Annotated in this window: 12 protein-coding genes; 1 reads left to right on the plus strand and 11 read right to left on the minus strand. The window is 43.0% G+C overall.

Features of this window, described 5'->3' with window-relative positions:
• Positions 1-19: 19 nt before the first annotated feature.
• The 4 genes from istA to ACYVFD_RS31955 form a co-directional block, all read right to left on the minus strand.
• The gene (istA, locus tag ACYVFD_RS31940) at positions 20-1,561 is read right to left on the minus strand and encodes an IS21 family transposase (RefSeq protein WP_461094673.1); all 1,542 of its coding nucleotides are present in this window, start codon (positions 1,559-1,561) and stop codon (positions 20-22) included.
• 180 nt (positions 1,562-1,741) lie between these two features.
• Complete coding sequence (locus tag ACYVFD_RS31945; RefSeq protein ID WP_020597350.1) at positions 1,742-2,488, minus strand: LytR/AlgR family response regulator transcription factor; 747 nt, start codon at positions 2,486-2,488, stop codon at positions 1,742-1,744.
• A 19-nt stretch (positions 2,489-2,507) separates the two neighbouring features.
• Positions 2,508-3,953, minus strand: a complete 1,446-nt coding sequence (locus tag ACYVFD_RS31950) for a sensor histidine kinase (RefSeq protein WP_211221678.1) — start codon at positions 3,951-3,953, stop codon at positions 2,508-2,510.
• Positions 3,954-3,956: 3 nt separating this feature from the next.
• Positions 3,957-5,033, minus strand: coding sequence for a hypothetical protein (locus ACYVFD_RS31955; protein ID WP_461094674.1), 1,077 nt, complete (start codon positions 5,031-5,033; stop codon positions 3,957-3,959).
• A gap of 296 nt (positions 5,034-5,329) precedes the next feature.
• On the opposite strand from ACYVFD_RS31955, the gene ACYVFD_RS31960 reads away from it, so the two are divergent.
• Complete coding sequence (locus tag ACYVFD_RS31960) at positions 5,330-5,512, plus strand: hypothetical protein (protein WP_020597347.1); 183 nt, start codon at positions 5,330-5,332, stop codon at positions 5,510-5,512.
• Positions 5,513-5,783: 271 nt separating this feature from the next.
• Here the strand turns inward: ACYVFD_RS31960 and ACYVFD_RS31965 are convergent, their stop codons facing one another.
• The 7 genes from ACYVFD_RS31965 to ACYVFD_RS31995 form a co-directional block, all read right to left on the minus strand.
• On the minus strand, positions 5,784-7,007 hold the full coding sequence (locus ACYVFD_RS31965) for a DUF6371 domain-containing protein (RefSeq protein WP_026262144.1): 1,224 nt from the start codon (positions 7,005-7,007) through the stop codon (positions 5,784-5,786).
• A 143-nt stretch (positions 7,008-7,150) separates the two neighbouring features.
• Positions 7,151-7,588, minus strand: coding sequence for a hypothetical protein (locus ACYVFD_RS31970; RefSeq protein ID WP_020597343.1), 438 nt, complete (start codon positions 7,586-7,588; stop codon positions 7,151-7,153).
• Positions 7,589-7,650: 62 nt separating this feature from the next.
• A complete protein-coding gene (locus ACYVFD_RS31975) occupies positions 7,651-8,055 on the minus strand; it encodes a hypothetical protein (RefSeq protein WP_461094675.1) in 405 nt (134 codons plus the stop codon).
• Between the two features lie 88 nt (positions 8,056-8,143).
• Positions 8,144-8,923, minus strand: a complete 780-nt coding sequence (locus ACYVFD_RS31980) for a DUF6166 domain-containing protein (protein WP_020597341.1) — start codon at positions 8,921-8,923, stop codon at positions 8,144-8,146.
• A gap of 93 nt (positions 8,924-9,016) precedes the next feature.
• Complete coding sequence (locus ACYVFD_RS31985; protein WP_020597340.1) at positions 9,017-9,964, minus strand: ArdC family protein; 948 nt, start codon at positions 9,962-9,964, stop codon at positions 9,017-9,019.
• Between the two features lie 201 nt (positions 9,965-10,165).
• Positions 10,166-10,411, minus strand: a complete 246-nt coding sequence (locus tag ACYVFD_RS31990) for a hypothetical protein (protein ID WP_020597339.1) — start codon at positions 10,409-10,411, stop codon at positions 10,166-10,168.
• Positions 10,412-10,430: 19 nt separating this feature from the next.
• Positions 10,431-12,470 carry a toprim domain-containing protein gene (locus ACYVFD_RS31995; RefSeq protein ID WP_461094676.1) on the minus strand — a complete coding sequence of 680 codons (2,040 nt, stop codon included), beginning with the start codon at positions 12,468-12,470 and terminating at the stop codon, positions 10,431-10,433.
• Between the last annotated feature and the right edge of the window lie 73 nt (positions 12,471-12,543).

A 12,543-nucleotide genomic window follows, 5' to 3' on the forward strand; every position in this document is an offset into this window, starting at 1 on the left:
TTTCCCCTTTGTTATTTTATCATTGGTAGGCGGCCGCGCCCCGTATATTCTCATGAGTGGTCGTGATCAGGGCAGGTGTTGATTCGGGCAAGGTATCTAGCCCTCGTTCCAGAATGGAGCGGATGACTTTGTAACTGACACTTTGGTAGCAAAGGGCGCGCTCACAAGCCCGCTCCCGGCGATCAACGCCGACTTTCTTTTCCAGACTCAGGATGCCCTGACAGGATTTATAGGCCTGTTCGGGATGCGCCCGGCTAGATAAAACCACTTCTACAGCGCGTTGGGTTTGAGAACCAATACGCCCCGCCCATCGAATAAAGGAGGCTGGATTCCAATCGCTCACCCATTGCTGGGTGCTGGGCAAATGGTCTTTGGTCGTCGAGTAGTGATACTTGTTCCTGTCTCGTTGATGGACAGCCACGCGTTCATAGTGAGCATAGATCTCAACGGTGTTTTGCGTGTAGATGAGTCGAACGCGCTTGCCAACGTAGCGATAGGGAACACTGTAATAGTGTTTATCTTCCGAGAGTAATACGTGACAGTTTTTCTGCACACGAGCTACCAAATGGTGTTTGATCTGATAGATACTGGTGGGTAGTGGTTTGAGATGCCCTTGCTCATAGGCTTCGAAACGAGTTCTTCGGCTGTACTCTTTGCCACTAAACAGCATCTGATTATGAGCATCGACCCGTTGCAGGATGGCGGCATTGAGTTCATCCAACCGGTGAAAGACGCGGTTGCGAAGCGGAGCGTACACCCGGTTGTAAAGGATATTGACGGCTCCTTCCACTAGTGCTTTATCACGGGGTTTGCCGCTGCGCGCCGGTAGGATCGTCGTCTGGTAGTGAAGCGCAAAATCGCTCAGCATCTCATTGATCTGAGGTTCGTAGCGATCGGCTCGGATAACGGCCGCTTTGAGATTATCGGGTACAATGGCCGCTGGCACTCCGCCAAAGTAGCATAGGGCATTTTGCAAGGCCTCGATAAAGTCCTCCGTGCGTTGACTAGCCACCGCCTGGGCATAGGTCAACTGACTGCAGCCTAGCACAGCGACGAAAAACTCAACCGACTTTACTTCCCCACTTAACTCATCAACCAGCGACAGGCGTTTACCGGCAAAATCGACAAACATTTTGTCTGCTGCCTTGTGCTCGAAGTGCATGGAGAGCTGTTGCGTCTGGCGCCACTGCCGATAATGGTAGCAGAACTGGGTATATTGATAGCCCTTAGGTTGCTCTCCCCTGTAATCTAACCACAGGTCATAGCGAGTTACGCCGGTGCAGACTAGTTGTCGATCAATAACGGGCAACCGCTTTTGTAACTCAGCCAGTCGACTACCAACCGATGGGGCAACGGTTGGCGGTTGAACGAGCAGATTGAGCTGGGCATCGGTCTGGCTCAATAGACCTGTTAGATCGGTTTGGGGCAAAAGGCGTAAATAGCCCCGAATGGTATTACGGGCGATTGCCAGTGATCGGGCAATGTCACGGATGGATTTGCCCTGTTGTTTGAGCAGCAGGATTTGGCGCAGCAAGTGCATAGGAACTCGGTGGTTAGCCATAGTCGGGGTGGGTCGATTACCTCCGAAAACTACAGCAGTGACGCGATTCCTACTTCAAAACGAGGTGGGTCAGTTTGCACCGGAATGCCTGGGTCGGCATGCTCCGTGTTAAGTGGGTCAGGTTACTCCGAAATACTCAGTCTATAAAGCAGAATATTAATAGAATTTCTCTACACCAATTCATTTACCATCTTTTCGAACGACTTTTCTATCAATCAGTTGATATAAGGATTTCCGGTATGATTCTCCTACAGGTAATTCCTTCAATTCTCCTTGTCGAAGAATACTGACGGTGTTTTTATCCTTATTAACCACTCGTATTTTAGTCCTGGCAGCAATGAAGGATTTATGAATTCTAGAAAAGAAAGTATGAGGTAATTGGGACTCAATGTCACTAAGTGATAAATGGGAGGTTAGACGGTCATTTTGCGTAAAAATATGAATGTAGTTGCGCTCTGGAGCTGTTTCAATCCAACAGATTTCGTCAAAGTACACGGCGATCAAGTTACCTTCTGACTTCACATAAATAAAAGATTCTCTAGGCAGAGCCGGACTCGGTTTCGCTGAAGGCTCTAGGCTAGTTTGGGCTTTTTGTACAGCTTTTAAAAAACGATCAAAGCCAAATGGTTTGTGCAGAAAATCAATGACATCTAAATCGTAGCCTTGTAGTGCGTATTGAGGGTATGCTGTCGTCAGGACATATTTCTGAAATTGTCCAACGATTTTAATAAAATCAATTCCATTAATAGCATGATTTGGCATTTCGGCATCGACGAAGATGAGATCTACTGGATTTGCCTTCAAATAGACAATGGCTTCGGAAGGGTCAGAAAATGAGCCTTTTAACTCAAGGTACGGCACTTTATGGATCAAATCCTCAAGATACTGGATAGCAAATTCCTCGTCATCAATTACGATACAGGTCATGGCAATAAAAATTAGGTACTTACGCTAGGATCGATAACCAACAAGAAAAGGAATCCTCATCTTGTTCGATTTTAAAGGTATAGGAGGAAGGGTACGTCAAATCAAGTCGGCGCTGAATGTTCGCTAAACCTACATGCGTTGAATCTACAGTCGGCTTATGACCTTTCTGATTCCGCATATAAAACTCGATTCGGTCTGTATAGCAGTTCAGATTAATAGTAAGCGGGAAATCCATATTTGTCATCCGTCCATGTTTAAACGCGTTTTCGACTAAACTGATTAATATAAAGGGAATTATGAACTTCTGATCGGTAGGGCCTTGGACGTTAAATTCTATTTGAAGCTTATTTTTATATCGCATCTGGTGTAAGGCGATGAAATCTTTTAAATACGTGATTTCTTCCTGAACCAGCACGAATTTTGAATCCTCCCGCAAACTATAACGCATAATGTCAGACACCTTTAAAAGTGAATCAGCTAAATCGTCAGAGTATTCGCGGCTCTTTACATACAAATAGTATAAGGTGTTATAGAGAAAATGGGGATTCAACTGAGATTTTAAAAAGTTAAGCTCAGCATGCAGGGTTTCCTGTTCAAGACGCATTTTCTGCTCTTCTTGTAAATTCTTTTCCCGCTCCCGTTCCAGCTCCTGCTCTTTAACCGTATCGATGGCATTTGCTAACCGTTGGGTAACGGACGGAATGATTTTTATCATATCCAGCGAAATACCCGTAAAGAAATAAGCCGTGAAGAAGGCAATCAAGATAAAGACAATCCATTCATTCAGATACCGGACTACTTTGGGTGGGTTTAAGCCTTCCCGTTGCAAAGTAGCTTTTCGTTGTAAAGCCCAGTTTTCATTCCGTTCAAGGGCTTTTTCGTAACGAGTTGATTCGGCCTTAGTCAAGTAATTATATTGATAAGTAAAGCCTATACTATACGCTTTTAGAAAAAGAGTACCTAGGACAATCAAAAACCAGACAAAGGCAGCTTTGCGGCCAAGAAGGATAGCAGCTAGAACAATTAAAGAATGGCCAAAGGCAAAATCGACCAAGATTGAATCATTAGAAGGGTTTTCGAATCCGATCATGTTTAGGAAAGCCAGAAACATAATGGAAACGATACTTACCCAACGGGAGGCAATATCAAACTTACTTTCAGGGTCTAAATCAATCTGTTGACCCACTAGGGTAATTTTAGTTTTTCCAGCTAAAATCCAATAGTTGTAAAGGGCAGAAAAGAAATTCGCAGCACCGACGAATAAATAAACATAGGCCAGTGCGACATGAGGGACAAAGTTTCCAGTTTCTATTTTTTCAAAGGACAGAAAAAATATGGCCAGTGTGATATAAGCAATATTGAGATAGGTAAGCAATTTGCGTTGCTTATGCGCAAAAGGTTGGGACAAGTGTTGCCTTGCTTGTTCCAATAATTCTGTTAGCTGCGTTGAGTTCGAAGTTTCCACTAATTACGTAAAGTCGAAAGAAGAGCAATAAACCGGAGATACCTGTAGCTGAGCTAATTGGTTAGCGGATAAGCCGCAGGCTTTAACCATGGCATGTGTGGTAACATCGGCCTGATAGCCGCTGAGTAAGCCCATCCGGGCGAGCATGGCTGTTAATCGCTTATCCTGACAGTCAACCTCGAAAAGAGCGCTGTTTAAGTTGAAAAAAGCTAGTACACTTTCGATGAGAATTGGGAACAAACCCTCTTGCCCGGTAGCCAGGTAAATACCTTCCAGTGCTAAAAACGAATAGTCTGGTTGAAATAGTTTTTTTAGGTAGGGTATTCTTGGTAGGATATTCATGAGGAACCAGCCGGTCCAGTTGGGCATTTGTAAAAAATTCCAAGTAACGGGATTGGCTTGTACCCCTCCTACAACTTGCTCCCCTACTGTCAGTGTAAAGTAATTTCCTTGGTAGCCTATTTTATCAAAGTTTACCAATCCATAACCAGCGTAATAGGTCGCCAGAAAAGATTTGATTTTGGGAAGTTCTGCTGATGAGGCCCTTTTCAGTCGCACATCTGCTTTTGGATTTAGGCTACGGAAGACAAACGTTTTAAGTTGTGCAACACTTGCAAAATTTGTTTGGTTTGACAAGGAGAGGGAACGTGTGTTTTTCTCTTCGATGAACGAGTACAACAGATAAGGTGCATGAATTGTCTCCGTAATGTAATTGACAGCCGAAGTTTTTAAAAATCGACCATATCCCTTTCCCTGGGCTGATTCATGGATGGCAAAATAGCGCCCATAAAAGGCATTCATACTACCAAATGGATAGGTAACAAGCCGATGATCGAGGCAATAAAAACCTTGAAGGATGTCAGAAATATATAGATGAAAGAAAAAAGGGTTGGACAGTTGGTTTAGTTTTTGGTCTTGGCCAGTTTGTTGATAACGAATACCGCTTGTGCCGTAAACAGCATTTTTTAATAAGACAATAGACTCTGCATCAGCCTCTGATTTTACGACCAGCTTAACTGATCCTATTTGGCTAAGAATCGTTTCTTGTGGAGCATATACTGGTTCTTTGGAAATCGACATTGAGTAATCAAATAAGTTGAAATTTCGAGTTTTAACTGATCTTCCTGACCGGTTGATTTATGAGTAATCAAGGAGATTAAACACTGTAGAGCCAGCTAAGAAATGGATGTAGTGTTCACTCCGCAACTAAAACGACTCATAATTAAATCATTTATATGTAGCCTATTTGAGTGTACAGGATTCATCACGCATCTAGACCTGTATAGCACAAGTTTATACCTGTTTAGCCATCCTCCCATTCATAATTGGGGTTTTATGTAGATCTTGGTTTAGTTCTTTATCTAACCATAACGATCATGAATCAGATTTCAACCATGCTCTCCGTTACAGATGTAGAAAAATTGATTGTGCACCCTGAAACCTTCACTGTTCAAGATATTATTGGTATAGCCAAGTTGCTTAGGAAATCGCCAACAGAAGTTTTTGAATTAATACTTAATGAACTAGAAGTGGGGAACATTTGTGAATTCGAAAGATAATATAACAAAAGGCCGCTTAATCAAAAGTGGCCTTTTGGCTAACCATTCTACAGCCACAAGTACATAATACTTGACTGAAAACTTTGAATGAATAAAAAAGCTTAATAGTTGACAGAGGTTTGCGTTGTTTTCAAAACTCAGTCTTCAATTAATCCTTATCCTTTTACATGTCACTGAACCATTTAATTAAACGGATTTATTGAACGCACAAAGGGCCGTTTCCAGCCCCTCTACCCTCCTACCCGACCACCGTTCAGAAAAAACTTCCGATTTACTCAATCCACTGGGAGGAGTAGTCTTGCCATTGTTCAAGTAAGAAATCAGCTAAGTCCGCTCCGGCAACTCGTTCATCATCCGTCGCATTATCTTCCAAATAAGTCGAAACGGTGATATCAAACCCCTGAGCCAATAGTTCACCCGCTACCCGATTCCAGCGATCAAATGCACTTCCATCTTTGGACAGGTCAGGGTATAAAACGATTCGCCGTCCACGCAGTGGAGCCAATCGTTCAGTATTCAAATACGATAAAGCTCCCACGGCCATCCAGATAAATCCCGGGAAATAAGGAGTACAGATGACTGCGGTTTTGGGTGCTTCAACAATTGCAATTGGTTGACTTATATCGGCGTTTAAAAGTTGCGGTAAACCAAATAGGCAGGGGGATTTTTGCACGTCATTTTCCTCATCTAGATAAGCCGTCAGCCAGGCTGGATAGGGCTTATTTAATTCATCACAACGACGTGCATACGATGAATGGACCCAGGTGGTTCGGCTACGTTTTTCGCCCGCTTTAATGACGTATTTGACCGTGTGAAATGTATCATCAAACAGTTTGATCTGCCCTCCACGTATTCGATGCCACTCATCGATATACCAAAACACACAGGCACCTGGCCAACGTCCAGATGTGCCAATATTAAAACGCTTTAACAGTTCATCGGCAACTATATTTCCAAAATGACGACTTAATAGTTGGGCAAACTGATTGCGTTCATAATGATCCAGTGACTGTTTAAATACATCCTCCGGAATAGTGCAAAGCTGACTGGCTTGAGCTGTCGAGATAGATTTTTTTGGTTCAATGGGTCGGTTAAAGGTCGAAGATTTTTCAAAAAGGAAATCCGCAACTCTTTCTGCTTGCTCGAGCCTGGCACCTTCCAGTTGCAAAAGATGAGCAATGATATCCTGTTTCAATACGCCAGCATGCTTCTGACGAGCTGCAAAGGTAAACCAAGATTTAGGGATTGGCCCAACCTGAGTCTGGGCCTTCATCTCCTCAAAATAGGACGTTCCAGACTCTCCTTTGTGGTATGGATTTAGATGATAACCACAATTGCTTTCCCTATCGCACCGGCCATACATTTCAGGTAAGGGTTCGCCGGTTTGCGTGTCTATATACCGACTTAACGTTTTGTGGTGTTTAGGACCGCAACTCGGACAATCGGATTTGATTGCTTTTTTTGGTAGCTGATAACGGAATATATTGGCAGGCATGGAAGTATATTACTAATAGCCTTAATTCATTTAAAATGATAGCCCCCGTATTCAAGACGCAAGTATTTCTTTTAAATTGTCGTACTTGGGCATGGCCAGAATGCCATATTAACGCAGTTGTTTAAAGCCCTTGAAAAATTGATTTACAAGTTTTTAATTGTTTCTACAATTTGTGTGATTTTTTCAACCTCCTCTTTACTCCACAAGCGAGGGTCTTTCTGCTTTCGATAAAAACTTGAAGGATCCGTGTCTAACTTTTTGCAGATGAACGTAATAGTCAAATCAGCCTCTTTTATATATTCGGCAATTACCTCGGAAAGTTGTTGAGCTAATGCCTGAGTCTTGTCATAAAGTTGAATCAGGGTATCGTCGTTAAGCAGCTTTGAGAAGGCAGCAATTTCGTTGGCGGGAATATTCTGCGGGTAATTCAATCGCTGGTAGTACATATTACCTGTTAAGCCTAGCTCCTCTTTTAAGGCCTTCAGCGATGAACTCGCTTTCACGCGACTCTTTAAAGTACTAGCTAGTTCAGTTAACGCACCTTTATAAACATTAAAGGCAGTTATTATTTTAGATTCCATGCTATTCGTTGTTTACCTGCGAAGCTTCTGACCAAGCCATATTATTCAATCGACAAGGTAATTTATGTTTCATCGGACAGTGGTTTACCACATTCTACATGAAACGCATAGTCTTCTTCGCTCAGATTTTGCCGCAGAAACTCGTCCATACCCAGGTCGTGTCGTTCCAGAACGTAACGACGGAACGGATAGCTATTTTTCGCTTTATCAAGACCACCCTCCTTTTCTATTCGTCGGAGTCCATCGTGAGGCAATCCTGCCAAGTATTCTTCAAAATAGACATTCAGCAATTCACGGGCCGATCGACTTTCCGTCTGTACTCGGTCTCCCTCAGATACACCGAGATGCTGTTCCAACCAATCCAATAAATCACCCTTTGGCTGATCACTTTCACTCTCCTTACCAAATACCGTGAGCTCTTTAACTTGATTATAATAGGCATAGGACGCATTCCCAATTCTAAACATTCGTGCCATATAGTCTCGCTGGTCCTCGGGTAAACTTGCTAGAGCTTCAGCTTGTTGCTGATTGTATTTTTCAATTGGGTGTCGCATGTTAAATCCTACCAAAATAAGGAGTGAATAAACCCCTTTGAAAATCACGTTTAAGTTTACCTACATTTTCAAAACTATACGCTAAATCAGTTGACTGATTAAATTCCAGAAATTTCCAGGTTTCAGGCTCCCAGCCCCCTAGATTACGACCATCTTCCGCAAGCAGACTAATTCCGTAAGTATCTTCAGGCCGGTCATAAACCTCATACACTAAGGCTCTTATACCTTCTTCACTTGGGTGAATGATGGTTACTAAATCACCCACCTGCCAAAATCGTAAAGACTGCACTTGCTCAACTCTAATCGGATGTAAAGCCAAATCAGGCCTTTTTTCATCAACTGAATCTTTCACCATTGGGAACATGATTTCCTCAATCTCTGCTTCCAACCATTGCTGATCATTCTGTTCCCTTTCTAGAGCAATTTGCAACCGATCCCGGTGATCGATGAGGAAATCCGTTATATCGATTTCTTTCTGAAAAGGCGCTCCAACGGGTTGCCAGCGGCTGACAAACGTTTCTTTAAAGGATTGGTAGAGCCCTTCTGCTACGTGCTGGTTCTTAAAAATCGCTAAACAAATCGCCAGCGCGCTCTGAGCAGGTCCGGAACCGCTGTACCCCCAACTAAAGCCATCGGGGCTGTGATTATATAGTTTCTGGCTTTTTTCTGGCAGAATTTCGACGCCATCCACAAACAACCTTTGGTTTCCTCCGATGGTACTGACACCATTGATTACAAAGGTCGTTTTCTCCAGATAAAAAACAGGTGCTTCCTTTTTCATGAGTTTCTAAACAATCCGGCGTAGCCGGACAATTTTACAGGTTTTTACGGATAAGCCCGCAATTCAGATGATTGCGGGCTCGTTTAATGCTGCTTATTCTTCCTCAGTAGGTTGCCAGTCAGTCAAGTTTGGGGCAATGAATTGAACGGCCTTCTGCGCTTCCTTAGCGGCCCAAAAGATAAATTTCTTATCCTCTTTCAGGGGGCGTAACCACCCCTTTAGGTAAGCCGCTGCATTATCTAACAGCTCCGGCGATGCAATCCCGGTAAAGGTGGATAGAAACGATGCGCCCAGCTCCGCCACTAATTCCTCTTTACTGTAGTTGGTCGATCCAAAGCGACAAAGCTGGGTAACTCCCTCCCGGTTTAATCGGCTTTGATGACCAGTTGCATGGGTCAGTTCATGAAATAATACTTTATAGTATTCAGCCGAACAAGTAAACTGCTCCAGGTCTGGCATATTCACGTAATCTGCAGAAGGTACGTAATAGGCAGCGTTTTTATTCGTATGGCGGATCAGTGGTGCCTTCGGCATAGAAGCGACCAAGTTTTCACAAACGGCAATGGTCCGATTCTTCTGCTGAGCCACTGTAAGCTGAGGAATCACAAAGTCTATTCCCTCTACATCACGGACATTAAAGACGTTATAGTATTTAATAAACGAGTTTTTCTTTGGTTCCTCCTTCCCATCGCGGGTCACGGTTTCGGTTTTACTGTCTACGACATTCCAATATACAACCGGCAAACTTTTAGCCCCTGCACGAATCTTACCGCCCTGCGCTTTGACCTGATTAAACGTACAGAAAAAAGGAACGTCATACGGGGTCAATGCCAGCAAGAATAAATTAATCCCCTGATAGGTAGTTTTGGTAAAATAGTTTTGTGGAGCGAGACCCGCTGTTGACCACGTTTTGTTCCAGGGATTAACACCTTCTTCAATTTTTTCAATAAACAGATTGGTGATTTTCTGGTAGATATCTACACTTTCTGACGAATTAGCAGTGGTTGAAACGGTCGATTTAGGGGTGAATTTCGTTTTCATAAGATTAAGTATTTAGCCCTTTAACTGATTGACTATGAAGTAAATTTACTCATTTATTTCATATTTTACAATTTAAATAAACTCATATTATGAAATATGTAAACATAATCCCCTTTTTTTCCCCGTCGTTCTTTTCTTGTTTTAACTGATTAATAAAAAACCCACGTTTCCGTGGGTCTACAATTTTTTGGTACAATTAGCTTATGGTTTAACTTGCTGATTTCTGGCTTGATAAAAATGGTTATACGTCAGCTCAAAGGCTTTATAAGGCGATATTTTCAAGAAACGGGCTAATTTGGAAATTTCCTCGATGGATACATTTTTGCAGCAGACCTGACGGTTTTTATACCAGGTTGTTGCTTTCATGTCCATTGATTCAGCAACTATTTTGTGCTTTAGCCCTTTGCGCCTTACATAATTTACTATGGTTTCATTGGTGGTTTTCATGGAGCTATGATGAATGGATTTACATTGACAGACCGCGTTTGGCTTCCTGCTCCTGGCTTATATCCTGCTTTGTATCCTTTAAATCGGCTCCATCCAAATTCCCTTTACCCGCTCCTGTGGCACTAGCGACTTCTTTATTCATAGCCGTTTGCAATTCTTTACCTGAGGTGCCCTCCCTGGTTAATTCATCCTGATCATACTGTGATTCTTTTCGCAGTTTTGTCTGACCATTAGTCGATACTTCAACTGTGTATTCTGTCCTAGCTACTGTATTGCCATCACCATCAACCACTTTAATATCACCAGTATTCGCTTTTGCTGAGGCTAGGGTTATTTGTTGAGTACGGTCTTGAATTTCTTGTTGTTTCTGCTGCTCTTCCACTCGCCTGCCAAATTCCGGCGTAGCAACCACTTTTTGACTCTCCTGATCATAATGGGCTAATTCTACTTTTTTGGCCCCCTCTGGTGTTTTGATTTCCATATAGGCTGACACCTGAGTTTGCGGCTTTTCCTGGGCTTTTTCAGCAACTGCGGCATAAGCTTCTACTTCTTTCTTATAGCGCCCGGCAATATTCTCCCGTCCATTAGGTTCCTGGTAGGCTACAATGAATGGGGTAGCCCGCTTTAAATCTTCATTATAGTCCTTTTCAGTAGGCCGCTGGACTTGCATGTAATTGGTAAGACCACGTTCCTGAAGTAAGGCCTTTTCCACTCGAATTAGATTTTCACGGTTGGCAGTAAAAGCTATCTCCAGCTCGGAGGAACGTGTACCATTTTGAATGATTGTGGCTTTGGCTTCTTTCTCAGCACCCTCTGGAATCGTTTTATTAATGGCCGTTGTGAACCGTTCCGCCAGTTGGGTGAGTCGCTGCTGTCCTTCCTGCTGATTCTGATGAACAAGCGTGATCAGCAATCGGCCGTCTGTTCGTTCATGCACATTTAGCTGAGCATGGATGCTTTCGCTTTCCGGTGACATATTCAATCGACCGGCCAGGTTTATATTCTGTCTGATCCCCCCCGGATCATTATCATTCGCCAGAATCAGTTTGTCGGCTTGGCTTTCCTTCACCAGCTTTTCAATGAGCACCGGTTGCTCTCTGGAAATATTACCGGCGGTAGCGATATACAATCGTTTTTCATCTGCTGCGGGTGGATTTAGTTGGTGGTAAGACAGTGAATCTATTGGGCTTTCATGAATGACTACTGTGTTAACCGGTCTTTTGTCATAATCTGTCCTGGATGACCACACTGCGTTTTCTTTCGACTGCTCAATACGGTTATATTCACTGTTTCGATTGATGGCCGCAATAACATGCTCTTCATTCCGTAAGGGGAACGATGTATTCACGATTACTCGGTCAGTAGCACCTTCCGGTGCTTTATAACCATACGTATTCCGCAACGATTCTAAATAGTTGTCGGGCAACTGGCCGGTGTCTTTTACGTGGCCCTGGATCGTTTTAAGCTGGTCAAAAAATGGTTTTGAATAGTATTTCTCCAGGCCAATTTCTTGAATGGCTTTTTTCTCAGCCTCTGGTATTGGTGTCAACTTACTTAGCTGATTGACGCCCCGCTCCAAAAACTCTTTGTAACTAAATTCCTTGTTAAAAATCCGGTCCTTAAACTCCTCAGCATAAATAGTGGCTTTACTTATCCCTCGACTTTCCAGATAGTCCGTCTCCGTGATCGTCTGGAACTTGAAGTTATGCTGAAAAGCCTGGTTATGCGAATGCGTATTCACTACTTGAGGTACTATGCGCTGCTGATCGACATCTCCCACATAGCGGGCTAATTTGTCATTTATTTCCTTCCAATCCGTTCCATTTTTAATCCGCTCAAAGCTAATAACGTCTCCTTTCTCCCGGTCGTGGTTGGGTGTATAAAAGTAATCATGATCTTTTCCTTTATACACAACAATCGTATCCTGCGTCTCGCCGAGAACCTTTTTATCCAGGACCGTTGCCGAGTTCGTTGATTTATCACGGTCAATCTCCCATCCCTGACGCTGGGCATATTCGCTCAGGTCTATTCGCTTCTTATACTCATCAAAGGTCGTCATACAGCTTACTTAGGATTAATGTAGGAACATTTAATAATGCTACTTTTTTCTACCATTTTTAAAGTAAAAAAAT

Source organism: Spirosoma gilvum, from assembly GCF_054776815.1.

What these genes read in the sequence shown, in the direction of transcription:
- istA (WP_461094673.1), bottom strand. Translation starts at nt 1,561, where the DNA reads ATGGCTAACCACCGAGTTCCTATGCACTTGCTGCGCCAAATCCTGCTG.
- ACYVFD_RS31945 (WP_020597350.1), bottom strand. Translation starts at nt 2,488, where the DNA reads ATGACCTGTATCGTAATTGATGACGAGGAATTTGCTATCCAGTATCTT.
- ACYVFD_RS31955 (WP_461094674.1), bottom strand. Translation starts at nt 5,033, where the DNA reads ATGTCGATTTCCAAAGAACCAGTATATGCTCCACAAGAAACGATTCTT.
- ACYVFD_RS31960 (WP_020597347.1), top strand. Translation starts at nt 5,330, where the DNA reads ATGAATCAGATTTCAACCATGCTCTCCGTTACAGATGTAGAAAAATTG.
- ACYVFD_RS31965 (WP_026262144.1), bottom strand. Translation starts at nt 7,007, where the DNA reads ATGCCTGCCAATATATTCCGTTATCAGCTACCAAAAAAAGCAATCAAA.
- ACYVFD_RS31970 (WP_020597343.1), bottom strand. Translation starts at nt 7,588, where the DNA reads ATGGAATCTAAAATAATAACTGCCTTTAATGTTTATAAAGGTGCGTTA.
- ACYVFD_RS31975 (WP_461094675.1), bottom strand. Translation starts at nt 8,055, where the DNA reads ATGTTTAGAATTGGGAATGCGTCCTATGCCTATTATAATCAAGTTAAA.
- ACYVFD_RS31980 (WP_020597341.1), bottom strand. Translation starts at nt 8,923, where the DNA reads ATGAAAAAGGAAGCACCTGTTTTTTATCTGGAGAAAACGACCTTTGTA.
- ACYVFD_RS31985 (WP_020597340.1), bottom strand. Translation starts at nt 9,964, where the DNA reads ATGAAAACGAAATTCACCCCTAAATCGACCGTTTCAACCACTGCTAAT.
- ACYVFD_RS31990 (WP_020597339.1), bottom strand. Translation starts at nt 10,411, where the DNA reads ATGAAAACCACCAATGAAACCATAGTAAATTATGTAAGGCGCAAAGGG.
- ACYVFD_RS31995 (WP_461094676.1), bottom strand. Translation starts at nt 12,470, where the DNA reads ATGACGACCTTTGATGAGTATAAGAAGCGAATAGACCTGAGCGAATAT.